Here is a 22,749-nt window from a genome sequence, read left to right on the forward strand (position 1 = left end):
GTTCCGGCGCCAGGGATATGATCGAGGTGCAGGTCGGCGCGGTGGAGCGCCTGGGCCAGATTCTATGCTTCGATCTTCTGCCGCTTTCCGGCATATTGCCACCCTGGCAGGCCGGGGCGCATATTGACCTGATCCTTGAAGATGGCCTGCTGCGGCAATACTCGCTGTGCGGGGACCCGGCGGACAGAACCCGGTATCAGCTTGCCGTCCTGCGCGAGCCGGACTCACGTGGCGGCTCCCACGCGGTGCATGATCACGTAAAGCCGGGGGCTCGGTTCCGCGTCGGGACTCCGCGCAATCTCTTCCCGTTGGCCCGCGGTGCCCGTCACTCCCTGTTGATCGGGGGCGGCATTGGCGTGACACCGCTGGTCGCCATGGCGCACGAACTTCATGCCAGGGGAGAGGCGTTCACGTTTCACTACGTCGCGCGTGACCCGGTCTTCGCCGAACTTCTGGCCGCCGCGCCATTTGCCGGGCAGGTGCGCGTCTACGACCGATCCTCTATGCAGACGCCGCGTTTCGATCCGCATCAAGCTGTTGCATCCGCAGGCGCCGCCGCCGGCAAACATGTCTATGTCTGCGGGCCGGTCGGCCTGATGGACGCCGTGACCGAAGCCGCGCGCGATGCCGGACTGGCCGATGATCAGATCCATCAGGAGGCCTTTTCCGCCGTCCCCGTGACCGGGGGGGATGGTTTCGAAGTCCTGGCGGCCAAATCCGGCGTTCGGGTCCAGGTAGCTGCGGACGAGACGATCACCGCCGCGCTGGCCCGTGTCGGCGTCAAGGTAACAGTGAGCTGCGAACAGGGAATCTGCGGCACCTGTGTCGTCAACCTGCTGGAAGGCGAGCCCGACCATCGTGACGAATATCTGACCGAAGAGGAACGGACCGATCAGATCGCGCTCTGCTGTTCGCGAGCGCGCTCCCCGCTGCTGGTGATCGACCTGTGACGGCCGCACCGAAAATCTGCGTTGCCGGAGTTGGCGCACTCGGGGGAGGGCTGGCGGTCCGTCTGGCGCGGACGGACGCATGTCTCTCGGTTGTCGCGCGCGGCGAAACGCTGCGGCGTATCCAGGCCGACGGCCTGGTGCTAGACGATGCCGAAGGAACATTTCGGACCCATCCCGCCGCTGATTGTCGCGCCCCGAACGAACCGCAGGACGTGATCATCCTTGCGGCGAAATCCCATCAGCTGCCGTCCCTGGCCGAAGCCGTTGCGCATGCGGTTGGCCCGCAGACAACCATCATTCCCGTCATCAACGGCATCCCGTGGTGGCTGACCGTCGGGGCAGGAAGCCCGCTGGCGCCTGCGCGCGATCTGCTGGATCCGGATGGGATCCTGGCACAATTCTTCCCGGTTTCTCAGGTGGTCGGATGCGTGGCGTATGCCTTTGCATCGGTGGTCGCACCGGGTCATGTCCGCGCGCAACGCGCCCCGTTGCTGCTATTGGGTGACCCGGGCCGCCATCCCGCCATCCCCCAGCGCGTGCTGGATGCCGTGACGGTCTTTCGCGACAGCGGGATCGGAACACGACTCTGTCCGGACATCGCAGGCGAGATCTGGAGCAAGCTGGCGGCCAATCTGGCAACCAACCCGCTCTCGGTGGTGTGCGAGGCGACGATGACCGATCTCGCGGCGGATGGGGGCACGTGCGCCCTGATCCGTGACATGCTGCACGAAGTCATGGCCGTGGGCGCGGCCTACGGCATCACCCCCAAACAGGATGTCGACGCATTTCTGCAGGTCATTGTCGGGGCCGGCAGCCATCGCACGTCGATGCTTCAGGATTATGACGCCGGGCGTTCGCTGGAACTGCCAGCGATCGGCGATGCCCTGCTCGCGCTGGGGGCAGCACGCAGCATTCCGACACCAATGGCGACGGCGCTGGTGCGGTTGGCGGCGTTCAAGGCCGCGCGTAAGGCCTGGAGCAGATAAGAGGCTTTATAAAACAAAAGACTGTAGCGCACGGCTGGATCTATCCGATCGCAATGCGCTCCAGGCGAGCAGAAGGAGAACAGGTTCATGTCAACGGACGTTCAGGCGGAAGAGCGGCGACTGCGGATCCGGCTTGCCGAATGTTATCATCTCATCAGCTATTATGGCTGGACCGAGATGATCTTCAATCATATCTCGCTGCGCCTGCCAGGCGAACCGACACGGTATCTCGTGAACGCGTTCGGGCTGAACTACGATGAAGTCACCCCGGACAATCTTCTGGTGGTCGATGCGGAGGGCCGCCTCATCGGCGACGCGCCGAACAGGCCCAATCCGGCCGGCTTCGCCTTGCATGGTGCGATCCATGCCGCGCGCGATGACATTCATTGCGTCATCCACACGCATACGAACGCGGTCTGCGCGGTGGCTATGAAGCAGGGCGGCTTCAGCCATGACAATTTCTATGGCGCCCAGCTGTTCGGCCGCGTCGGATACCATGATTTCGAGGGCATCACGCTCTATGACGCAGAGCGCCCCCGCATGCTGGCCAGCCTGGGCGACAAACATGTCCTGGTTCTGCGCAATCACGGTATTGCGGTGGGAGAGAGCGATGTCGCCCGGACGTTCTTCCTGCTCTGGATCACACAGCGCGCCGCGGAAATCCAGTACCATGCCGGGATGATACCGGGGCCGGATGTCGAGATTTCCGATGACATCAAGCGCGGTTGCGCGCGTGACGCGGCTGGGTTGATCGCCCGCTCCTCGGCCGCCGACAAGATGTTCGACGCCGCCGTCCGCAAGATGCGCAAGGAGCATGGGCCTCTCTGGGCCGGAGATCAGGCATGACCTCCATCACGTCCGATGATTTCCGCCGGGCAATGTCGCATTTCGCGACGGGGGTCGCTGTCGTCACGGCGCGGGGCGACGACGGCGAACAGGGGGCCACGATCAGCGCACTCAGTTCTGTATCGCTCGATCCGCTGACACTGCTGATCTGTCTGAATCGCCGCAGCGCGACCTGCCAGGCGATCGAACAAAGCGGGCGTTTCGGGTTGAGCATCCTGGCCAGCCATCAGGAAGCGGTTGCGCGCCGATTTGCCAAACCCGCTCAGGACAAGGTCACCGGCACGGACGAAGTACGCCACCGGGATGGTAGCGTGTTTGTGCAGGACGCCCTGGCGCATATCGCGGCCGAGGTGGTCGAAACGCTGCGCGGCGGCACGCATGAGATCTTTCTGGCTCGCCCGGTTCATGTCGCGCTCAATAGCCAGGCCGGGGATGGACCGCTTCTCTATTTCAAGGGTGCGTTCGACCTGACGTCATAAAACCATCGAAGGGGAATCTCATCATGTCAGAAAGGCCGGCCGATATGGCCGTCGCTGCCACGGCGCGCATCGCACGTCACGAACCCCGGCTGCGGGCGTTTACCAGCTATGACCCCGTAAGGCTGCGTCAGGATGCCGAGGCCGCTCCGGCGGGCCCCCTCGGCGGTCTGAGCGTGGGCGTCAAGGATATCATCGATACAGGCGATTATCCGACCGCGCATGGTTCGCCGATCTATGCGGCGAACCATCCCCGGAACGATGCCGCGTGCGTCGCCCTTCTGAAGGCGGCAGGCGCCTTGTGCGTTGGCAAGACCGTCACGACGGAATTCGCCTTCTTCCGTCCGGGGCCGACCGTCAATCCGCATGACGTGTCGCGCTCACCGGGCGGTTCGTCCAGCGGCTCGGCGGCGGCGGTCGCGGCCGGCATGATTGATATCGGCCTAGCATCGCAAACGGCCGCCTCGCTGACGCGTCCGGCATCCTATTGCGGCATCGTGGGCTTCAAGCCCAGCTATGGGCGGTACGCGCTGGCCGGCGTCAAGGGGCTGGCGCCCTCCTTCGATACGTTGGGCACCGTGACAGGCGATGTCGCGACGGCGGCACGCGCCGATGCCGTCCTTCGCGGGCCTGTGCCTGCTTCGCCCCGCCTCGACGCCCGACCTCCCGGCCGTATCGGCCTGTGCCGCACGCCATGGTGGCCCGAAGCCGAGCCATCGACGTGGAAGGCCGTTGAAGACGCTGCGGCACGTTTCCGCGCCGCGGTGCCGGTCGACGATGTCGATCTCGCCGATTACGGGGCTGCGGCCGATCTGCACATCACGATCATGAGTTACGAGGCCGCCCAGGCGCTGACCTGGGAATATGCCTGCCGGCGGGACATGCTCAGCCCACAGGTGACCCAGCTGATAGAAACCGGCCGCGCGATCCCGTACGAGACCTATCGCGACGCATTGCGGCAGGCTTCATTGCTGCGCCAGCGGGTTCAGGCCCTGTTCGATCGTTACGACGCACTGATCGCCCCGGCCGCCCCCGGCGAGGCCCCGCTGCTGGAACACGGCACCGGCAGCCCGATTTTCAGCCGGCTATGGACGTTGCTGCGCCTGCCGACGATCACGCTGCCCGGTCTGACGGGGGTGAACGGGTTGCCGGTCGGCGTGCAACTCCTGTCCCGTTTCGACGGAGACGACGATCTGCTCGACTGGGCGGCGTGGGCGGAAAAGCTGTTGCCTCTGCGCCCCGCTCCGGCCCTGGGCGAAGGATGATCCGATGGCTCAAAACGATCTTGAGGCTCGCCTCGCCGCGCTGACGGCCCGCGTCGAAGACTTGACGGCCGAAGCCGAGATACGGAAAATACAGGCGCGCTACATGTTCCTGTGCGACACGCCATGCCCCGAAGCCGGCGTGCGTGATGACGCCACGCGGATCGACCGGATCATGGATCTCTATACCGACGATGCAGAGTGGGAAGGGGTCGGCGAATATTACGACAACCAGTTCGGGCGCTGTGTCGGCAAGCCGGCAATCCGCGCGCATTTTCAAGCGTTCTGGGGGCAGAAGCATGACCCGCACCTCGTCCTGAACGTTCACTATCTGACATCGGAACAGATCCACGTCGATGGCGATGTCGCGGACGGTCAGTGGGTGCATTGCCAGCCCTGGATTTTTAGCGACGGTTCTTCGCTGCTGCGCTCCAGCCGCCTGAATAATCGCTTCCGCCGCGTCAACGGCATCTGGAAGATCGCCCGAACCAGAACTGAAAATGTCTTTGTCGCGCCGCTGCGGAAAGGGTGGGCGAAAACGATCCCGACCCGCTCCGTCCTGATGGAAGAATGACACTGTTATCGTAAACTGGAGAATCGACTTGGAAAATTTGGAATCGGCTGTTCACCACGAAATCGTCGAACTGCACAATCTTCTGCAGGACTGGTTTCGTGCGAAGGGCGCAGACGACAAGGACGCCATCCTGGAGCGTTTTGATCCGGCCTATACCATGATCGGCGCGGCGGGACGGCTGATCGGATTCACCGACTTCGCGGCGGCGCTGCCGAATATCCGGGGTACCCGTCCGGGCCTCGTGATGGAAATCCATGACGTCCGCATCCTGCATGCATTCGCCGGCGGCGTCGCAGCGCTCTATCGCGAAGTGCAGATTCAGGGCGATGCCCGGACGGATCGCTGGTCCACCGCGATCTTCGTCGCGTCTGCCGACAGCAAGGCCCTGCTGTGGAAACATCTGCAGGAAACGTTCCTGCCCTGACGATCGTCCCCAGGGTGCGCCGTGCGCCCTGGCACATCCCTTCTGTGAGCCTGCTGGCAGGGCCTGCTTTGCAGGCAGCGCCAAATGCGCCACTTCTGCCGATCGTGACGGCAGGGCCGTCCTGCCACCACCCGCCTCTATTCCGGCCGCAACCGTCCGGAGACATAAATGAGCAGACTGGCAAGCAGGCTGGCGCCCCCCGCCACGAGCATCAGCGAATAGGCAATCCCGCCGCTGCCCATGAAGACATGATCATCCAGATAGCCGATCAGCATCGACCCGCCCGATAGCCCGATCAGCGCGTTGCAGAGCAGCAGAACAGCCGAAAACTGCGATCGCAGTGCTTTTGGCACGGCCTGTTGCAAGACGATGGCGGAGGGCGGCATGGGGAACGAGGCAAAGAAGAACGCGACAACCATCAGGCAGATGGCGAGCGACGCGCTGGATGTAGACAGGCTCAGAACCAGCGCGACGGGCGTGCAAAGGGCCCCGATCATTCCCGCCCTGACGGAGGCATTCCCGCCCAGGCGCGTGTTCAGGGCGTCGATCAGCCGGCCGCTGGTATAGGCGCCGCCGCATCCGCAGATGGTCACGATACTGCCCATCAGCGCGCCGACCTGCGCATGAGACATATGGTACGTTCTCATAAAGAAGGCTGGTGTCCAGCTCAGCAGTGAGAACAGAGTAATTGCCGTACTGGAATATCCCAGGAAATGGGCAAGAAAGAACGCAGGATGGCGGCAGAAGAATCGTATCGCCCCCTCTCCGGCGCGGCGCGGCGTCTCCGGCACCATTCGGGGGCCGGGTTCCTTCACGAACAGGGCAACCACCAGCGCCAGGGGAAATCCCGGCAGTCCGACGAGGATGAAACACAGCTTCCACGATGGGATGCCGTGCCAGCTTTGCGCATTGTGGATGGCGGACAGCAGGGCGCCTCCGCCAAGAAACGCCAGCCCGGCTCCCAGGAACGACCCCAGCGAGAACAGGGCGAGCGTACTCCCCAGTTTGCGGGTCGGCACGATGTCGGCCAGAAAGGAATAGACGGCCGGAACCAGGGCAGCCTCGCCAATGCCCACCACGGTCCGGCAGAAGAATAACTGCCAGAAGCTGTGTGACAGTCCGCAACCCACCGTCGCGATACTCCAGACCGCGATGCCGGCCGCAATGATCGGTGGCCGGGCCATGCGGTCGCTTAGCGCGGATATGGGCAGCCCGAGAACCGAATAAAGCAAAGCGAAGGCCAGTCCGTTCAACAGTGCGAACTGAAAGTCGGAAAGTCCCAGATCATGCTTTACCGGCGCGATAAGCAGCGCGAGGATCTGCCGATCGACGAACGACAGCACGTACGCTGACGCAAAGATCGCAATCAGAGACCGTACAGAGAGGAGCTTCATTTATGATGCCTCGGTTTCGTAATGATTCGAATATGGTAAATGTCGCGTGAAATGTCTAATATAATCGGCATGCCGAGAGTCACATTGCGTTCGGGAGGTTCATGCAGAGAGACGCCGTCGGCGCGCTACGCCGTTCGACACCCGGCTATGGTTCTCTCTCCGCTTTCGACAAGAGGATAAGTTGCGTTTTCTTCGGAGAAGTGGAGAGACGCTTGGTTCAGTTAGCCGCCATCTTCTCGAACTGGATAGGGCTTTGGAACGTCAATGCCGAGTGTCGTCTGATGGGATTGTAGAAACCGTCTATGTAGCCGGCAATGGTGTGGGCAGCTTCGGCCCTCGTGTAGAAGACGATGCGCCAGACGACCTCGGCCTTCAGGATCTTGAAGACGGTCTCGACCATGGAATTATCATAGCAATTTCCTTTTCTGGACTCGGAATGATGAATGAGCCCGGGTTTTGGCTGACGTATGACCAGTGCCCGGCGCAGCGCGGCCAGTGGTAGGTCGCTTTCATGGCACGCAATTACAAGAAGAAGTGGCCTGAGAGGACTCCTTCGAGCCTGAATAATTCATTGATAGATCGCAACGTACAAGCGGCATCCATCTCTAACATGACTGTCGCACTTGGCTCACCCACCTATGATCGGACACATCTGACTGCTGCAGTCATTCTTGTTACGTTTGGAATGGGAGCTCTGGATGCTATAAGTCTGCCTCATCTCAACGTTTTCACTGGGTATATGACCGGCACCGTAATCCTGGTGGCCACACATATTGTTTCGTCACAGTCAATTCTCATTCCTGGCCTCTCTGCCCTCGTGTGCTTACTTTTGCAGGGTCCCAATCGGAGGATGGCTCATCCGCCGTCCCAGCCAAACTCGTCATTCCATCGCCAACATTCTATTCGGTGTCGCCTGTCTCGTCATAATCTCAGGATACCTGTGGAGCAGTGGCGTATTCTGGCGAGAGGCACTCTTATTGCTTCCCCTTGCTATGGGAGTGCAAACATCAGCTACACGCGAAGCCCGAATTACGGATCTCACAATGCCTACAGTAACTTTCCTACTGCATGGACTGATGCATGATAGTCGACCGGTTGGAGGCACTTCGAAGGGAAGTTGGCGAAGGCTTGTCGCAATTGGAGCCCTTTTCCGTGGAAGCGGTTCTAGGGTTACTAGTCTCTCTAATATCAATATCTGCAAGCATCATTGCAGTCGAATTTATGATTGCGGCGTCCGACGCCCTGCTACGGCCACCTTTCAACATCGCGATTGGAGGGCTGCGAGCCTGCTTTCCGCAAATCATATCTTTTTGAAATCGAATCATTCAGCCCATCGGCTACGCCCGATTCGTTTGCGTCTGACTCTCTCACTTTTCGGACTTAAAAACTCCCTTGATGCCCAAGAGAACCGCCCCCATTCGAATGTTCGATCTGGATACTTTCCTGATGGTCGCCAACGAACTCAGTTTCAGCCGTGCGGCTGTCAGATTGGGCATCAGTCAGCCGACAGTCACGAGAACTATACGAAGACTTGAGCATCTGTTCTCAGCCGATCTTGTCGAACGGCATTCCCACGGCATCCAGTTAACTTATGCCGGCGAGGCGGTCCGCCAGTCGGCGCATCTCATTTCCCAAGAGATGGTCGACCTGTCCTATCTGCTCGATCGCATCAATAAACGACATATTGGTACCCTGAAAATTGGTTTCTTTATCTCACTCAATTCGGAATACATCCTCCCGGTTCTGACGCGTCTATTCGAGCATCCTGAGTTGAGAATATCGCTGATGGAAGCACCGCTTCATCGTCAGATTTCGGCATTACGACAGAAGCGGATTGATGTGGCATTGATCCCCATGCCCTTAAAGGCTTTCGATTTGTCAGTAAACTACGAGGATCTGTGGAAGGAGCATCTCAGCGTGGTGCTACCAAAGGAGCATGGCATCTCCGTTACAAATGACATCTCCTGGGAAGACCTCACCGGAACCCAAGTCATCCTTCGTACGGACGGCGGAGATCAATGGAGCGCCGATTACGTTCGGGCTCTTGCGCAAAAAGCTGGACACCACCTTCATTCGGTCGAGGTTTCGGTGAGTCGCGAAAGTATCGTGGCGCTCGTTCGGGCTGGACTCGGCGCCGGCGTGATGTCCGAATTCAGCGCCGCCAGCTTCAATACTGGCGACCTGTCGGTTCTCCCACTCAGCGGCCCATTCTCGGAAATCCAGATTGTGGCAGCTTGGCTTCCAGAGAATGCAAATCCCATGGTGCGGCTCCTGCTGGAGGAAATTACACAAATCATGCCAGCGCGACACACCAAACCTTAGTAAATACGCTGTTACGGCAACGGTTTCGCCTGGATTATCTTGGTCTCAGCCCGAAACCCGCGATCGGCCCTGATGAACCGCTCCAGCATCGCCGCGATCAGCCGCTCGATGCTCACCGCCCCGAACTGCGCGGCATGGATCTCCGCATAGGCGCGCAGCTCCGCATCCAGGGCCGCCGGCAATCGGATTGTCCGCGTTACCGGCTTCTCGTCGGGCAGCGGCCCCAGACGCAGCTTCACCATGCTCACCTCCTATAGGGTTTGAGGCTCAAATCCCGGGTCACGATCACCCGCACCGGAAAACCGGGCCGTACGGTCAGGGTCGGCTGGACGCTCAGATCGCGCGAGACAATCTGCGAGCCTGCCTGCTCGGCGGCATTGTCGCCGGACTGGCGCATGGCGACGACGACATTACCGCTCCCCGACAACGCCCCGGTGGACCCGATGCTACCGCTGGCGTTGAGCAGCGTTGCCAGCGCGACGCCGCGCAGCAGCCGCCATGTGTGGAAATCGACCCCGTCCTTCAGCCCGGCATAGCCCTGCGGGTCCGCCGCCGGCTGATTGTCGAGCACGATCGAACTGCCGTCGGGCATGATCAGTCGGGTCCAGACCAGCAGGATGCGCTGCTGGCCATAGGCGACAACGCTGTCATACTTGCCCAGAAGCCGTGCCCCCTGCGGGATCAGCAGGATCCGGCCCGTGACGTTATCATGCACGTCTTCGGTGACCTGCGCGATCACCTGCCCCGGCAGATCGGAATCCAGCCCCGTCACCATGGCGGCGGCAATCACGCTGCCCGCCAGCACCTCGTACGGGGAACGCGGCGTCTGCAGCGTCTGGCTCGCATAGATAGCGGTGTTGGCCCGACCAGAGAGAAAAGCCTCCTTGCGATCCTGGGTACCGGGCGCCGTATCGCCCCCCGCCCCGTCATGTGACGCCACATCGCCGGGCGCATCTGCCGGCGAGACCGCGCCCTCCTGCCGCGCAGCAACGCTGAAGAACACACCCGATCCCGCCGCCTGCGCCTTCAGCCGTGCCTGTTCCTGCGCCGCGGCCTCGGGCTCGGGCTGCGCCGGTGCGCCCGGTAGCACCGCAGGCGTCATCGGCACCGGCAGGAGCGGTTGCGGCGCGGGCTTCGACGGTGGCCGGGTCAGCCCGACATAGCCCGTCGGCAGGCCGGTCACCGCGTCTCCCGGCTTGGTGTCGGTATTGTAGAGTTCCAGCCCGGCGACCTGGATCCCGCGCAGGGTCAGCGCCCACCACACCGCGCCCGTGGTGGTGATCGCCAACGCCGCCACGCCAACCACCAGCACGCGCCGCGACAAGCGCGTCACCCGTCGCGGCGCCGCCCGCAGGGCGAATTGCGCTGGGTCGGCCTTCGGCGGCGGCGGAGGCACATTGTGCCGGCCATCGGGATTTTCGTCCTCAGCCACGGACGCCATCCGTGCGCCGGATCGTCACCACCTGCTGCGGTCCCACCCCCAGCCGCAACTCTGCCACCGCGAACAGCCGGTCCACGATCATGGTGGCGCCGCGCACGCGGTAATTGACCAACTCGCCCCGCTGCCCGGACGTGCCCACCACGAACAGCGGCGGCATTTCGCCTTCCGCGATCCCGGCCGGAAACTGGATATAGACCTTGGCGCCGTCATCGAACACCTGCACCGGCCGCCACGGCGGAGCATCGCCCGCGATGCGATAGCGAAACCGCAGCGCCGCCAGATCGACGCCCTCGGCGGCGACGCTTTCGGCCTGCTCGTTCGTTTGGTCGTTGCGCGCCTGCAACGCCAGCAGTTGGTCCCGCGGATAGCGCCACGCCACCGCGGCCATATAGGTCGCGACGGTGGGATGCACCTCCAGATGATAGGTGCGCCGGTCGGTGAGGATGACGAGATTGTTCATCGGCAGATCGGCCGCGACCGGCTTGATCAGCACATGCGCCTGCTGCGACGCCCCTGCCCCGCTTCTGGTGTCGCCGATCTTCCACTGCACAGTGTCGCCAGCCGCGACCGAACGCAGCGCCTCGCCTGGCTCCAGCGCGATGTCGGTGACATGCACCGGCGTGGCATAGATCTGATACAGCGCCCCCTCGTCATAGGGAAAGACCTGCATGGCGTTGATATAGCCCGCCCGCGTCGGATTGATTGCGGCGGCGACATTGGCCAGCCGCACCCGCTCGACCGGGTCGCGGGCGTCGCGTCCGCCGGACACGCGTCCGCGCGGAGGCAGCGGTTTCAACTGGCCCGGCAAGGGCAGCGGCTCCGGCACGGTCACTACCTCCACCGGCCGCGGCGGGTCGGCCTGCAGGCGTGCCGGGCGCGGATCGTCATAGGCAATGCGCGGCGGCCGTTCGGCGCAGGCGGACAGGGTCAGGGCGCCGAGGGCAGACAGAAGGATTGCACGGATCATGGGGCTTCTCCGGTGCCGAGTTCGCGCGCCCAGGAGAGCGCGTCGACATAGATGCCGAGCGGGTTGGCCCGTAGCGTCGCCTCGGTATGCGGTGTCTGAATGATGATGGTCAGGATGGCGGACCAGCGCTGCGCCGGCAGCGGCGCGCCGTCCTGGAACGGGTGCTCGATCCATTCCAGCCGGAACGAGCGGTCGGAAGCGCGCACCACGCTGGTCACCTCGACGGTGACCGCGCGCTTGCCGATGGAGCCGAACGGATCGGAGGATTGCGCGAACGCATCCAGCGCCGGCTTGGCGTGACTGGTGATCTGGGCATAGGCGGCCAGCCAGGACTGGCGGACCACCACCGGGTCGATCGACAGCGACCGCACCTCGCTGATGAAACGCCCCAGCACCGAGGCGATCTGCCGGTCGCTGGACTGGAGTTCGGACACCGCGGGCGCCACCGCCTGCACCGCGCCGAGCCGATCCACTTCCACCACGAACGGCGTCACGCTGGAGCGCGAGCGGGCGCGGATGTCATCACCCAGCGCGACCGCGGCCAATGCCAGGCAGCCGAACGCCATCAGGCGCCAGTTGGCGGCCTGAACGCGGGCCGTACCGATGCGCTCGTCCCACAACTGGGCGGCACGCTGATAGGGGGTCACCGGCGCGGGCGTCTCGCCATAGCGCGCGGCGCTGCGTCGCCATCTCATGGCTTATCTCCCTTGAGGTTCGGCTTCATGCCGGCACCACCGCCCTCGCCTTCGCGGACGACACGGCCGGCGGCGTTGCGCACGGTGCGGCCGCGCAGGCGCTCGGCCCAGGCGGGCGGCGATTTGCCCGGCGGGGTGCCGGACGATGCGGAGGCAGCCGACGATGCAGCAGCCTCGCCGGCTGTCCCGTCAGCCACGTCCTCACTCATGCCGGACGTCGGTTTCCCGCCGGTGGCAGTCCAGGCGCCGCGTTGCCCGGCGGCGTAGCGTTCCTTCAGCGCCGAGACGGCCTCCTGGGCCATGCCGCGCAGACCGCCGGTCGCGGCGCCACCCGCCGCGCGGGCCATCCCGGCGACACCACCGGCGACTGATCCCCCTTCGGCGGCGCTGCCGAGCGTGTAGGCCATGCGGGCGCCCCCGGCGAGCGAGGCTGCAGCGCCGACACCGGAGACGGCGGCCCCTGCCGCTGCCCCTGCGCCGGTCGCCCCGAGCATGACCGTCCCGGCGACAACGCCTGCTGGCGCAGCCGCAGCACCTAGACCGAGCTGCGGCGCACCGGAGACGATGCCGCTGGCGATCCGGTTGGCGGAAAAGGCCAGGCCGGCGATGGTCATCGCGGCGAGCAGGATGGCGATGGCATCCTGCATCGACAGTTCCGTCTTCGGATCGCTCGGCAGGATCTGGGTGAAGAGCTGCGTGCCGATCCCGGTGACCACGGCATAGGTCAGGATGCGCACGCCTGAGGTGACCACCTGCCCCAGCACCGGCTCCGCGATGAAAGCGGTGCCGCGCCAGAGCGCGAACGGCACCAGAATGAAGCCCTTCAGCGTGGTGAGCTTGAATTCGATAATGGCGAGAAACAGCATGATCGCCAGCACGAAGAACGCGATCAGCGTCACCACCCAGGACAGCCCCATCACCAGGATCTCACTGAGGTTCCAGAACACCTGGGGAAAGCCCGCAAGACGCTGGATCTGCGCCAGCAGCACATCCGCCCCCTGCACGCCGGCATGAGCGAGCAAGCCGGGTTTCAGGAAATCCGCATAGCTCAGTGCCGAACCGGTGGCCTTGAGGCCAATAGAAGCGAAGCTGTTAAAGACTGTCTTTGTCAGGAACTGCCAATTATTCAATATGAAGGCGAAGAAGCCGACATAGAGAACCTTTTTCGCCAGAGCTTGAAGCGTGTCATCCTCGCCCAAAGCCCAAGCCAGTCCGGCCAACGTTCCGTCGATGCCGACCAGGATCGTCACCAGGAAACCAACGTCTCCACCGATCAACCCGAAGCCACTGTCGATATAACGACTGAAGACATCGAGAAAATGATCGATAACCGCCGTATCGTTACCCATGCGGCTCCCCTGTCTGGCTGTGCGGTCCGCGCTGCTGTTTCTGCGCCGGAACCAGGTGATCGGGTGTCGAGGGGAACAGGTTGGTCGACACGGATGGAGTGTAATGATCTGTTCCATTATCGAAGAACCGCCGGTTCTCGGCGTCCCACGCGATATGACAGCGAGGATCGTCATTCGCGGCCATGCCGATCTGCTTGCAGCGGTCCAGTTCCCTGTTCAGCAAGGCGTGATCCTTCAGCAGAGCGTCGACGCTCTGCGCCGAGGCGATCATGGGAGCAACGATCGCAAGGAAGGCGGTGAGGACAGCGATTTTCACGATCATGGGGATAATCCTCCGAACACGGTGACGGTGGTCGGAGTATACCCCACACCATTGCCATAGAATCGTTTCCATTCGGCCTGGGCGGCATTTTCCACTTCCGCGCGGCGCATCGCATCCGCTTCGCTGGCCCGGCCGGAGGCCGCCAGCAGATCCTGGGTCGCGGCCATCTGGCGCGCCTGCAAGGCGAGCAACTGGTTGCCGGACTGGATCGCCTGCAACGATCCCACCGCGCCCTGGCTCTGGCCCATGAGGGCGGTGATCTGCGCCTGGTCGCCCGGCATGGCCTGCACGATCTGGCTCTGCACCGCCATGCTGTGCTGGTAGCTGGCAACCGAGGCGGTCCAGCGCGTCTGGGCGTCGGCCAGCAGCCCGGCCTGGGTCACGCCGCCGGCATAGGTCGGATAGAGCGCCTGGAACTGCTGCTGGAGCTGCGTCACGCTGTAGGACAGCGCCTGCGCCTGCTGCATCAGGCCGGTGAGCTGGCTCATCGACGACTGCAACTGCGCCAGGGTCGAGAATGGCAGGCTGGTCAGATTGCGCGCCTGGTTCTGCAGCATCTGCACGAATTGCTGGATCTGGGTGATCTGGTTGTTCACCTCCTGCAGCGAGCGCGCCGCCGTCAGGATGTTCTGCCCCAGATTGGCGCTGTCGATCACCGCCCATTGGGCATGGGCTCTTGGAGGTGAACAGATCGTTCCTCCAGCAAGGACGATCACAACTCCGAGGGATCGCAACCTTTTCACGCCGCGTCTCCTTCATTCTTAAAATCTGCCGATCGGGCCGCGATCAAGTCCGCCGCCCACGGCAGGCCGCGTTCCCGCAGCCACGCCGCCGCGAAACGCTCGCGCCCGGCCTCGGCCAGCACCCGGTCGATTGCCACCAGATCCTCGGCGCGCGACGCCCCGCACACGGCCAACGCCACCGGGCCCAATGCCAGTTCGAACAGCCGACACCCGGCGACGGACTGGAACCAGTACTCGCGCTTGGGCACCGCGCGGGCGATGGTCTCGATCTGCCGGGCGTTCAGCCCCAGCCGTGCATAGGCGTCACGGCTCTCTGGCTCGATCGCCCGCGCGTTGGGCAGGAAGATCCGCGACAGGCAGCTCTCGATCACTGCCGGCGCCACCGCCGAGTTGGTGATGTCGGCCAGGCTCTGGGTGGAGAACAGCACGCTGGCGTTCTTGCGGCGCAGCGTCTTGAGCCATTCCCGCAGTTTCGGCGCGAACACCGGATCGTCGAGCGCGAACCACGCCTCGTCGACCCCGATCAAGGTTGGCCGCCCGTCCAGCCCCTGCTCGATGCGATGGAACAGATAGAGCAGCACCGCCCGAGCGGCGTGTTTCGAGCCCAGCAGATCCTCGGTCTCGAACGCCATCATCGCGGCGTCGCCGAGTTCCTCGTGCTCGGCGTCGAGCAGCCGCCCGAACGGGCCGGCGAGCGTATAGGGCTCCAGCGCCGCCTTGAGCCGGTTGGATTGAAGCAGGGCGGAAAAGCCGGTCAACGTGCGTTCGATGCGCGGAGCCGTCGCGAGGCTGCCCAGCGCCGACCAGACCGCGCCGCGCACGTCGGGGGTGAGGTCGATCCCCTCCTGCGCCAGCAAGGTCGCCAGCCATTCCGCCGCCCAGGCGCGCTCGGCCGGATCGTCGATCCGCGCCAGCGGCTGGAAGGCAACAGCGTGGCTCGTGTCGTCGCTGAGTGCCAGATCGTGGAAGCTGCCGCCGGTCGCGAGCACCGCGGCCTTCGACGACCGCCCCTTGTCGAACAACACCACCCGGGCACCGGGGTAGCGCCGGAACTGCAAGGCGATCAGCGCCAGCAGCACCGATTTCCCCGCTCCGGTCGGCCCGACGATCAGCGTGTGGCCGACATCGCCCTGATGCAGCACCAGCCGGAACGGCGTGGCGCCGTCGGTGCGGGCGACCAGCAGCGGCGGACCGTCGAGGTGGGCATTGCCCTCCGGTCCCGCCCACACGGCGGACAGCGGCAGCATATGCACCAGGTTCAGCGACGAGACCGGCGGCTGCCGCACATTGGCGTAGCACTGACCCGGCAGGCTGGAGAGCCACGCCTCGACGGCGTTCAAACTTTCCTCGACCGCGACGAAGCCCTTGCCGCGCACGACGCGGCCGATCTGCTTTACCTTCTCGGCGACCTGGGATTCGCGTTCGTCCCAGACCGTGATGGTGGCAGTGAAATAGCCGAAACTGACCGCATCCGATCCCAGTTCCTGCAGAGCGGCGTCGGCGTCGCGCGACTGGTTCTCAGCGTCGCTGTCGACCAGGCGGGTCTCCTGCTGCCAGATCACCTCGCGCAGCAGGGCAGCGATCCCCTTGCGCTTGGCCCACCAGTGCCGGCGTTTTTTGCCGAGTTCCTTCTGCGCCTCCGCCTTGTCGAGCGGCAGCCAGCGCACCACCCAGCGGCTGGCCAGCGGCAGCCGGTTCAGCTCATCGAGCAGCAATGGCCAGGTGCTGTCCGGCAGGCCGCGCAGGGTCAGGGTGCGCAGATGGCAGCGCCCGAGTAGCGGCGCGATCCCCGGCGTCAGGTCGCAATCGGGCAGCAGGCCGTCGAGATAGAATGGCACCTCCGGCACCGCGATGGGGTGATGGCCATGCGTCGAGATGGTGGCGTGCAGATAGGACAGCGTGCCCGCGTCATCGAGCCAGACGCACTCCGGCATCAGGGTGGCCAGCAAATCGAACACGCGGTCGGTCTCGTCGCGGAAGGCGGCCAACACTTCCGACCAGTCGACGCCAGTATCGCGGTCGCGCTCATAGAGGATGCGGCTGGCTTTGGCCGCGCGCTCGGGCGGGGCGAGATAGCAGAAGGTGAGATATTGCGTGGTCTTGAACTGCGCGCCCTGCTGCTCGAAGCCGGCGCGGCGTTCCTCGTCGACCAGCCAGGACAGCGGATCGGGAAAATCGCCGCCGGGGTAGCCGGGCACCTCAACGCGCGCGGCTTCGACGAACAGCGCCCAACCCTCGCCCAGCCGACGCAGCGCGTTGTTCACCCGCGCGGTCACCGCGATCAGCTCTGCCGGCGTGGCGGCGTCGAGATCGGGGCCGCGGAAACGCGCGGTGCGCTGCAGGCTGCCGTCCTTGTTCAGCACGATGCCGGGACCGACCAGCCCGGCCCAGGGCAGGTAATCCGCCAGTTCCCGGCGTCTGGTCCGGTATTCGCGCAGGTCCAGCATGGTCACACGTCCAGATGGTGGCGGGCGACGCGCAGGTGGCGCGCGAACACCGCGCCGAACTGCGGATCCTGCCTTGTGAGGAACAGGGCGGCGGCGTGGCCGATCAGGTAGAGCGCGATCCCGGCCAACCAGAGCTGCAGGCCGAGTCCGATCGCGGCGGCAAAGGTGCCGAGCGCGATCGCCGCCCCACGCGGGATGCCGGCGAGCAGGATCGGCTCGGACAGCGAGCGGTGCAGCGGCACCGACCAGCCGGGGATGTCGCCGGGCGCGCTCATGCCAGCGCGCCGCCGGAGAAGTTGAAGAAGGTCAGGAAGAAGCTGGCGGCGGCAAAGGCGATGGACAGGCCGAACACGATCTGGATCAGCTTCCGCATGCCGCCGGAACTCTCCCCGAAGGCCAGCCCCAGTCCGGTGCCGATGATGATCAGCACCGCGATGATCTTGGCCACCGGCCCTTGGACGGAATCCAGAATCTGCTGCAGCGGCTGCTCCCACGGCATGTTCGAGCCGGCGGCATAAGACGCTGAGGGTGCGAGCAGCACGATGCCGACCAGGAATGGCAGAATACGAAGACGGGAAACATGACGATAAAATCTTGAAGAAATCATGACACGGGTCCTTTGGTGGAGGTGAAGGGAATGACGGTCTCGCCGGGCGCCGTGCCCAGCGCGGTCAGCCCATAACTGCCGTCGGGCGCGAGGCCGTCGACGGCCCAGACGCCGGACAGGCGGCGACCGCGGCCACGGCCGGTGAGCACGGCGATGACATCGATGGTTTCGGCGATCAGGGCACGCGGCACGGTGACCACGGCTTCCTGGATCAGTTGTTCCAGCCGGTGCAGCGCGCCGCTGGCCGAGCCGGCGTGGATGGTGCCGATGCCGCCAGGATGGCCGGTGCCCCAGGCCTTGAGCAGGTCGAGCGCCTCGCGCCCACGCACCTCGCCGATTGGAATGCGGTCCGGGCGCAGCCGCAGCGCCGAGCGCACCAGGTCGGACAGAGTGACAACGCCATCCTTGGTGCGCATGGCGACGACATTGGGCACGGTGCAGCGCAGCTCACGCGTATCCTCGATCACGATCACCCGATCGCCGGTGCCGGCGATCTCGGCCAGCAGCGCGTTGGCGAGCGTGGTCTTGCCGCTCGAGGTGCCTCCGGCGATCAGGATGTTGCGGCGCTCGTGAACGGCAGTGCGCAATAATGTGGCCTGCGCCTCGGTCATGATGCCGTGCGCGACGTAATCGGCGAGGGTGAACACCGCGACCGCCGGCTTGCGGATGGCAAAGGCCGGGGCGGTGACCACCGGTGGCAACAGGCCCTCGAAGCGTTCGCCCAATTCCGGCAGTTCGGCGGAGATGCGGGGGCTGGCGGCATGCACCTCGGCGCCGACATGGGAGGCGACCAGGCGGATGATCCGCTCGCCATCGGCCGGGGACAGGCGATGGCCGGTATCGGCCAAGCCACTGCCGAGGCGATCGACCCAGATCCTGCCATCGGGATTGAGCATCACCTCGACGATGTCGGGATCGTCGAGATAGTCGCCCACGGCCGGGCCGATCGCGGTGCGCAGCATGCGGACGGTGCGCGACGTCTGTGCGGAGAAACGGTCAGGTCCGGTCATGCCGTCTCCCCCTCATCACCGGAAGGGTCCGGATCGTCCGGCGTGAAATCGGCTGTCGGCGTGGCCGCCGCGTGGCGCCGCTCCGGCCAGATTTCCTCGCTGATTTCCCGCACCAGGCTGTCGCCGCGTTGCAGGCGGCGGCCGAGCGTCTCGATATAGGATTGGTAGCGCTGCGCCCCCTGCGCCTTGGCGGCGGCCTGCTGACTGGGCGCCAGCGGGGCGGTGACCGACAGCCAGAAGCGCACGAACAGCGCCTGCGCCTCGATGGCGATGGTGAGATCCCGCTCGATCCGCTCCATGTGCCGCGACAGCCGGTCCAGCCGCCGCACATAGGCGGCTTCCTGGCGGTCCAGCGCGTCCGGCGACAGGAACGAGGCCACGGCAGCCTCGACGATCTGCGAGCGATGCACGCCCTGGCGCAGCGACAACTCGGTGAGTCGGTCGGCGAGCTTGGGATCGAAATAGCAGTTGAAGCGGGATTTCATGGTGTCCTCTCCATCCCGAGCCCGTCGTCACGATCCATCGCCGCCGTGCGCGTGGTCTGTCGCGCGAAGCGGGCACGCCGGGCGTCGTCGTCGGGTTCGTCATCGACGAAGGCGAATTCGTTGGCGGGCGCGGGGGCAGCATCCTCATGCACGGGCAATTCCGGTTCCTGGCGCAGGCCGCCATTGCCGCCCGGTGAGGAATCGGCGGTATTCCCTGTCCCATCCGTGGGGGCTGCGACCGGCGCCAGTCCGGTCCAGTCGTCCCCCTGCCCCGGCGGCCGGTCGGCATAGCCCTGCACCGATAGCACCGGTGGCGGCAGCACCCGTCCGGCAAAGGCGCGGTCCTCATAATAACGGAGCTTGCGCGCCCGGATCGGCGGCAGGCCGGCGATCATGACGATCTCGTCGGTCGCCGGCAGCTGCATCACCTCGCCCGGGGTCAGCAGCGGACGCGGCGTCTCCTGGCGGCTGACCATCAGATGCGGCAGCCACGGCGCCAGCCGGTGGCCGGCATAATTCTTCATGTTACGCAGTTCGGTGGCGGTGCCGAGTGCGTCCGAGATCCGACGCGCGGTGCGCTCGTCATTGGTCGCGAAGCAGATCCGAACATGGCAATTATCGAGAATGGCGTCGTGCTCGCCATAGGCTTTCTGGATCTGGTTCAGCGATTGCGCGATCAGGAAGGCGCGGATGCCGTAGCCGGCCTGGAACGCCAGCGCGCTCTCGAAGAAATCCAGCCGCCCGAGGGCAGGGAATTCGTCGAGCATCATCAGTAGCCGGTGGCGGCGGGCGGGATTGTCGAGCTTTTCGGTCAGCCGGCGGCCGATCTGGTTCAACACCAGGCGGATCAGCGGCTTGGTGCGGCTGATGTCCGACGGCGGCACCACCAGGTAGAGCGACACCGGCCGTTCGGACTCGACCAGGTCGGCGATGCGCCAGTCGCAACGGCTGGTCACCCCGGCCACGACCGGATCGCGGTACAGGCCGAGGAACGACATCGCGGTCGACAGCACGCCGGAGCGCTCGTTGTCGGATTTGTTCAGCAACTCGCGGGCCGCCTGGGCGACCACGGGATGCACGCCCTGCGCGCCGCGATGCGGCGTGCTCATCATGATGCGCAGGGTGCGCTCGATCGCGCGCGACGGGTCGGACAGGAAGGTCGCGACGCCGGCCAGCGTCTTGTCGGGCTCGGCGTAGAGAACGTGCAGGATCGCGCCGACCAGCAGGGCGTGGCTGGTCTTCTCCCAATGGTTGCGGCGTTCGAGCGCGCCTTCCGGGTCGACCAGGACATCGGCGATGTTCTGCACGTCGCGGACTTCCCAGATCCCGCGCCGTACTTCGAGCAGCGGGTTGTAGGCGGCGGAGCGCGGATCGGTGGGGTCGAACAGCAGGGCGTGGGAGAACTGCGCCCGCCAGCCCGCGGTCAGGGTCCAGTTCTCGCCCTTGATGTCATGGACGATGACGCTCTCGCACCAGGACAGCAGGGTCGGCACCACCAGCCCGACGCCCTTGCCGGAACGGGTGGGGGCGAACACCAGCACATGCTCCGGCCCCTCGTGGCGCAGGATCTCCCGCCCGTCGCGGCCGATCGGCACGCCGGCAGGCTCGAGCAGGCCGGCGTGGCGCAGATCGTCACGGACCGCCCAGCGGGCCGAGCCGTAGGTGGTGACGATCGCCGCCTGTCGGGCGCGCAACAGCGAGCCCAGCAGGGCGATCAGCATCGCACCGATGCCGCCCAAAGTGGCGCTTAGCGCGCCGATCGCGAACACGCGCGGGGCGTAGCGGTCGTAATGCAGCCACCACGGGAAGAATGCGTGAGGGGGATAGACCGGAACACCCCGAACCTGGAGCCAGGGTCGGCCCAGCGCCGGGGCGAAACCCAGCCGCCACGCGGTCCACTCGGTGGCACCCCATAGGCCGGCGAGCACCGCGAACAGTGCCCCCAGCATCTGGCCCCAGAGAATCCGGCTTCTGGTCATCGGTCCCATCCGTCGTTACAGAACGGGACAGATAAGAAAGGTCGGAATTCAGCCGCAGCAACAACAATCGACGAGCTTCGTAGGCGTGCGTAGGATTAGCGGGAGATGGCGGGATCAGCGGAACGCCCAAGTCTCGTTGCATTTATCGAACGGCCGAATTGCGGGGGAAGAACCAACCCGCTGCGCGGGAATGGTGTAACGTGGCTGTCTGTCACCACGGCGTGAAATAGGTGTTTTATTTGAAGCTGGCCTGATGGTCCGCCGCACTCTGGCTTGTGTTCAACACAAGGAGCCAGATGATGACGGAGCTTATTTCCGTAGGCGCGATCAGCCCTCTTCGCCAGCGCCTGATCGACGACATGACGATGCGGGGGTTCTCGCGCGAGACGCAGCGCAATTATATCCGTGACGTCGGTCGTTTTGCGACCCATCTGGGCCGTTCTCCGCACACGGCGACGGCGGAGGAGGTCCGTCAGTTCCAGATCGAGCAGCACGAAGCCGGCCTGCCGATACCGACGATGAACAGTATCGTGTCGGCGCTGCGGTTTTTCTTCACCTATACGCTCGACCGACCTGATCTTGCGCGCAAGCTGGTTCGCACCAGACATCCCCGCAACCTGCCTGTCGTGCTGAGCCGCGATGAGGTTGCCCGCCTGCTCAACGCGACCACCTGCCTCAAGCACCAGGTGGCGCTCTCGGTCGGCTATGGGGCGGGTCTGCGCGTGGCCGAGGTCGCCGCCCTCAAGGTGAGCGATATCGACAGCGCGCGCATGCTGCTGCGTGTTGAACGGGGCAAAGGGGGCCGTTATCGCAACGCCATGCTGCCGGCCGACCTGCTGACGTTGCTGCGGGAGTGGTGGAAACTCGGCCGCCAGCAGGGCGTGAGGCATCCTCAGGGCTGGCTGTTTCCTGGCCAGAACACGATGAAAGCCTAATCGAACGAGCGAGATGAAGGCGGATGCAGACGTCAGTTCTGACTGACATCAACCCATTCTGCACCAACAAGCTCCACAAGCCGCTCCGGTGTCAGACACACAGAGCTGTTTCTGCCTCCTGCTGCTGGCCAGACCACATCGAATGCGCGCAGTGAGGCATCACAGAACACCCTGACCGGCTGCGGCAGTCCGAAAGGACACACGCCACCGACCGGATGGCTGGTCAGTTCCAGCACTTCTTCCGCAGGCAGCATGCGGGGCCTGTTCCCGAACGTATCCTTCGTCTTGCGGTTATCCAGCCGTCCCGTGCCTGCCATCACGACCAGAATCCGTTCATCCCCGACCTTCAGCGCCAGCGTCTTGGCAATCTGCCCTTCCTGCACCCCGAGCGCCTGAGCGGCTTCCGCTACCGTCGCCGTACTGTCCGTCAGCACCACGGGTTCTAGGTCTGGTGCGTGCGTTTCAAAAAATGCCTGCACGGACTCCCGGCTCATGTCTTTTCCCTCCCGATACTAAAAAACCGTTTCCAGATTGA

Annotated in this window: 24 protein-coding genes and 1 pseudogene; 9 read left to right on the plus strand and 16 right to left on the minus strand. The window is 64.5% G+C overall.

Annotated elements, in window-relative coordinates; translation table 11 throughout:
- Positions 1–17: 17 nt before the first annotated feature.
- From AAC691_RS08690 to AAC691_RS08720, 7 genes are all read left to right on the plus strand, one after another.
- Positions 18–950, plus strand: coding sequence for a PDR/VanB family oxidoreductase (locus tag AAC691_RS08690; protein ID WP_342629736.1), 933 nt, complete (start codon positions 18–20; stop codon positions 948–950).
- Positions 947–1,936, plus strand: a complete 990-nt coding sequence (locus AAC691_RS08695) for a 2-dehydropantoate 2-reductase (protein WP_342629737.1) — start codon at positions 947–949, stop codon at positions 1,934–1,936. The genes AAC691_RS08690 and AAC691_RS08695 overlap by 4 nt, the downstream gene beginning before the upstream one ends.
- 87 nt (positions 1,937–2,023) lie before the next feature.
- Complete coding sequence (locus tag AAC691_RS08700) at positions 2,024–2,782, plus strand: class II aldolase/adducin family protein (protein WP_342629738.1); 759 nt, start codon at positions 2,024–2,026, stop codon at positions 2,780–2,782.
- Positions 2,779–3,261 (plus strand): flavin reductase family protein, encoded by a 483-nt coding sequence (locus AAC691_RS08705; RefSeq protein WP_342629739.1) that lies wholly within the window; start codon positions 2,779–2,781, stop codon positions 3,259–3,261. The genes AAC691_RS08700 and AAC691_RS08705 overlap by 4 nt, the downstream gene beginning before the upstream one ends.
- A gap of 23 nt (positions 3,262–3,284) precedes the next feature.
- On the plus strand, positions 3,285–4,523 hold the full coding sequence (locus AAC691_RS08710) for an amidase (RefSeq protein WP_342629740.1): 1,239 nt from the start codon (positions 3,285–3,287) through the stop codon (positions 4,521–4,523).
- Between the two features lie 4 nt (positions 4,524–4,527).
- Positions 4,528–5,094, plus strand: coding sequence for a nuclear transport factor 2 family protein (locus AAC691_RS08715; protein WP_342629741.1), 567 nt, complete (start codon positions 4,528–4,530; stop codon positions 5,092–5,094).
- Between the two features lie 28 nt (positions 5,095–5,122).
- Entirely contained in the window at positions 5,123–5,518 is a 396-nt protein-coding gene (locus AAC691_RS08720; RefSeq protein WP_342629742.1) for a hypothetical protein, read from the plus strand.
- A 137-nt stretch (positions 5,519–5,655) separates the two neighbouring features.
- Here the strand turns inward: AAC691_RS08720 and AAC691_RS08725 are convergent, their stop codons facing one another.
- Together AAC691_RS08725 and AAC691_RS08730 are read right to left on the minus strand one after the other, a co-directional pair.
- Positions 5,656–6,912: an MFS transporter gene (locus AAC691_RS08725; RefSeq protein WP_342629743.1), complete on the minus strand. Its 1,257-nt coding sequence runs from the start codon at positions 6,910–6,912 to the stop codon at positions 5,656–5,658.
- Positions 6,913–7,129: 217 nt separating this feature from the next.
- Positions 7,130–7,417: pseudogene (locus tag AAC691_RS08730) on the minus strand (IS3 family transposase); the annotation flags it as partial.
- A 917-nt stretch (positions 7,418–8,334) separates the two neighbouring features.
- Here AAC691_RS08730 and AAC691_RS08735 point away from each other — a divergent pair.
- The gene (locus tag AAC691_RS08735) at positions 8,335–9,234 is read left to right on the plus strand and encodes a LysR family transcriptional regulator (protein WP_342629744.1); all 900 of its coding nucleotides are present in this window, start codon (positions 8,335–8,337) and stop codon (positions 9,232–9,234) included.
- An 11-nt stretch (positions 9,235–9,245) separates the two neighbouring features.
- On the opposite strand, the gene AAC691_RS08740 is transcribed toward AAC691_RS08735, so the two are convergent.
- Genes AAC691_RS08740 through AAC691_RS08800 form a run of 13 tightly spaced genes read right to left on the minus strand, consistent with a single transcriptional unit; the run spans position 9,246 to position 21,279 of the window.
- Complete coding sequence (locus AAC691_RS08740) at positions 9,246–9,476, minus strand: DUF2274 domain-containing protein (RefSeq protein ID WP_342629745.1); 231 nt, start codon at positions 9,474–9,476, stop codon at positions 9,246–9,248.
- 2 nt (positions 9,477–9,478) lie between these two features.
- Positions 9,479–10,666, minus strand: a complete 1,188-nt coding sequence (locus AAC691_RS08745; protein ID WP_342629746.1) for a TrbI/VirB10 family protein — start codon at positions 10,664–10,666, stop codon at positions 9,479–9,481.
- A complete protein-coding gene (trbG, locus tag AAC691_RS08750) occupies positions 10,659–11,642 on the minus strand; it encodes a P-type conjugative transfer protein TrbG (protein ID WP_342629747.1) in 984 nt (327 codons plus the stop codon). Before trbG ends, AAC691_RS08745 begins: the two co-directional genes overlap by 8 nt.
- Positions 11,639–12,337: a conjugal transfer protein TrbF gene (trbF, locus tag AAC691_RS08755; protein WP_342629748.1), complete on the minus strand. Its 699-nt coding sequence runs from the start codon at positions 12,335–12,337 to the stop codon at positions 11,639–11,641. Before trbF ends, trbG begins: the two co-directional genes overlap by 4 nt.
- Entirely contained in the window at positions 12,334–13,686 is a 1,353-nt protein-coding gene (trbL, locus tag AAC691_RS08760; RefSeq protein ID WP_342629749.1) for a P-type conjugative transfer protein TrbL, read from the minus strand. Before trbL ends, trbF begins: the two co-directional genes overlap by 4 nt.
- A complete protein-coding gene (trbK-alt, locus tag AAC691_RS08765; protein WP_342629750.1) occupies positions 13,679–14,008 on the minus strand; it encodes a putative entry exclusion protein TrbK-alt in 330 nt (109 codons plus the stop codon). Before trbK-alt ends, trbL begins: the two co-directional genes overlap by 8 nt.
- Complete coding sequence (trbJ, locus tag AAC691_RS08770; RefSeq protein WP_342629751.1) at positions 14,005–14,751, minus strand: P-type conjugative transfer protein TrbJ; 747 nt, start codon at positions 14,749–14,751, stop codon at positions 14,005–14,007. Before trbJ ends, trbK-alt begins: the two co-directional genes overlap by 4 nt.
- Positions 14,748–17,198: a conjugal transfer protein TrbE gene (gene trbE, locus AAC691_RS08775; RefSeq protein WP_342629752.1), complete on the minus strand. Its 2,451-nt coding sequence runs from the start codon at positions 17,196–17,198 to the stop codon at positions 14,748–14,750. Before trbE ends, trbJ begins: the two co-directional genes overlap by 4 nt.
- Positions 17,199–17,200: 2 nt before the next feature.
- Positions 17,201–17,473 (minus strand): VirB3 family type IV secretion system protein, encoded by a 273-nt coding sequence (locus tag AAC691_RS08780; RefSeq protein WP_342629753.1) that lies wholly within the window; start codon positions 17,471–17,473, stop codon positions 17,201–17,203.
- Positions 17,470–17,805, minus strand: a complete 336-nt coding sequence (locus AAC691_RS08785; RefSeq protein ID WP_342629754.1) for a TrbC/VirB2 family protein — start codon at positions 17,803–17,805, stop codon at positions 17,470–17,472. Before AAC691_RS08785 ends, AAC691_RS08780 begins: the two co-directional genes overlap by 4 nt.
- Positions 17,802–18,815, minus strand: a complete 1,014-nt coding sequence (gene trbB / locus AAC691_RS08790) for a P-type conjugative transfer ATPase TrbB (protein WP_342629755.1) — start codon at positions 18,813–18,815, stop codon at positions 17,802–17,804. The genes AAC691_RS08785 and trbB overlap by 4 nt, the downstream gene beginning before the upstream one ends.
- Positions 18,812–19,300, minus strand: a complete 489-nt coding sequence (locus AAC691_RS08795; protein ID WP_342629756.1) for a ribbon-helix-helix domain-containing protein — start codon at positions 19,298–19,300, stop codon at positions 18,812–18,814. Before AAC691_RS08795 ends, trbB begins: the two co-directional genes overlap by 4 nt.
- Entirely contained in the window at positions 19,297–21,279 is a 1,983-nt protein-coding gene (locus AAC691_RS08800) for a conjugal transfer protein TraG (RefSeq protein ID WP_342629757.1), read from the minus strand. The genes AAC691_RS08795 and AAC691_RS08800 overlap by 4 nt, the downstream gene beginning before the upstream one ends.
- Before the next feature lie 296 nt (positions 21,280–21,575).
- Here AAC691_RS08800 and AAC691_RS08805 point away from each other — a divergent pair, with 296 nt between their 5' ends.
- Positions 21,576–22,214 (plus strand): phage integrase N-terminal SAM-like domain-containing protein, encoded by a 639-nt coding sequence (locus AAC691_RS08805; protein WP_342629758.1) that lies wholly within the window; start codon positions 21,576–21,578, stop codon positions 22,212–22,214.
- Between the two features lie 32 nt (positions 22,215–22,246).
- On the opposite strand, the gene AAC691_RS08810 is transcribed toward AAC691_RS08805, so the two are convergent.
- Positions 22,247–22,708 carry a YbaK/EbsC family protein gene (locus tag AAC691_RS08810; RefSeq protein WP_342629759.1) on the minus strand — a complete coding sequence of 154 codons (462 nt, stop codon included), beginning with the start codon at positions 22,706–22,708 and terminating at the stop codon, positions 22,247–22,249.
- Between the last annotated feature and the right edge of the window lie 41 nt (positions 22,709–22,749).

The organism is Nguyenibacter vanlangensis, from assembly GCF_038719015.1.
Taxonomy (GTDB): domain Bacteria; phylum Pseudomonadota; class Alphaproteobacteria; order Acetobacterales; family Acetobacteraceae; genus Gluconacetobacter; species Gluconacetobacter vanlangensis.

What these genes read in the sequence shown, in the direction of transcription:
- AAC691_RS08690 (WP_342629736.1), top strand. Translation starts at nt 18, where the DNA reads ATGATCGAGGTGCAGGTCGGCGCGGTGGAGCGCCTGGGCCAGATTCTA.
- AAC691_RS08700 (WP_342629738.1), top strand. Translation starts at nt 2,024, where the DNA reads ATGTCAACGGACGTTCAGGCGGAAGAGCGGCGACTGCGGATCCGGCTT.
- AAC691_RS08705 (WP_342629739.1), top strand. Translation starts at nt 2,779, where the DNA reads ATGACCTCCATCACGTCCGATGATTTCCGCCGGGCAATGTCGCATTTC.
- AAC691_RS08710 (WP_342629740.1), top strand. Translation starts at nt 3,285, where the DNA reads ATGTCAGAAAGGCCGGCCGATATGGCCGTCGCTGCCACGGCGCGCATC.
- AAC691_RS08715 (WP_342629741.1), top strand. Translation starts at nt 4,528, where the DNA reads ATGGCTCAAAACGATCTTGAGGCTCGCCTCGCCGCGCTGACGGCCCGC.
- AAC691_RS08725 (WP_342629743.1), bottom strand. Translation starts at nt 6,912, where the DNA reads ATGAAGCTCCTCTCTGTACGGTCTCTGATTGCGATCTTTGCGTCAGCG.
- AAC691_RS08735 (WP_342629744.1), top strand. Translation starts at nt 8,335, where the DNA reads ATGTTCGATCTGGATACTTTCCTGATGGTCGCCAACGAACTCAGTTTC.
- AAC691_RS08740 (WP_342629745.1), bottom strand. Translation starts at nt 9,476, where the DNA reads ATGGTGAAGCTGCGTCTGGGGCCGCTGCCCGACGAGAAGCCGGTAACG.
- trbG (WP_342629747.1), bottom strand. Translation starts at nt 11,642, where the DNA reads ATGATCCGTGCAATCCTTCTGTCTGCCCTCGGCGCCCTGACCCTGTCC.
- trbF (WP_342629748.1), bottom strand. Translation starts at nt 12,337, where the DNA reads ATGAGATGGCGACGCAGCGCCGCGCGCTATGGCGAGACGCCCGCGCCG.
- trbL (WP_342629749.1), bottom strand. Translation starts at nt 13,686, where the DNA reads ATGGGTAACGATACGGCGGTTATCGATCATTTTCTCGATGTCTTCAGT.
- trbK-alt (WP_342629750.1), bottom strand. Translation starts at nt 14,008, where the DNA reads ATGATCGTGAAAATCGCTGTCCTCACCGCCTTCCTTGCGATCGTTGCT.
- trbE (WP_342629752.1), bottom strand. Translation starts at nt 17,198, where the DNA reads ATGCTGGACCTGCGCGAATACCGGACCAGACGCCGGGAACTGGCGGAT.
- AAC691_RS08780 (WP_342629753.1), bottom strand. Translation starts at nt 17,473, where the DNA reads ATGAGCGCGCCCGGCGACATCCCCGGCTGGTCGGTGCCGCTGCACCGC.
- AAC691_RS08785 (WP_342629754.1), bottom strand. Translation starts at nt 17,805, where the DNA reads ATGATTTCTTCAAGATTTTATCGTCATGTTTCCCGTCTTCGTATTCTG.
- trbB (WP_342629755.1), bottom strand. Translation starts at nt 18,815, where the DNA reads ATGACCGGACCTGACCGTTTCTCCGCACAGACGTCGCGCACCGTCCGC.
- AAC691_RS08795 (WP_342629756.1), bottom strand. Translation starts at nt 19,300, where the DNA reads ATGAAATCCCGCTTCAACTGCTATTTCGATCCCAAGCTCGCCGACCGA.
- AAC691_RS08800 (WP_342629757.1), bottom strand. Translation starts at nt 21,279, where the DNA reads ATGACCAGAAGCCGGATTCTCTGGGGCCAGATGCTGGGGGCACTGTTC.
- AAC691_RS08805 (WP_342629758.1), top strand. Translation starts at nt 21,576, where the DNA reads ATGATGACGGAGCTTATTTCCGTAGGCGCGATCAGCCCTCTTCGCCAG.
- AAC691_RS08810 (WP_342629759.1), bottom strand. Translation starts at nt 22,708, where the DNA reads ATGAGCCGGGAGTCCGTGCAGGCATTTTTTGAAACGCACGCACCAGAC.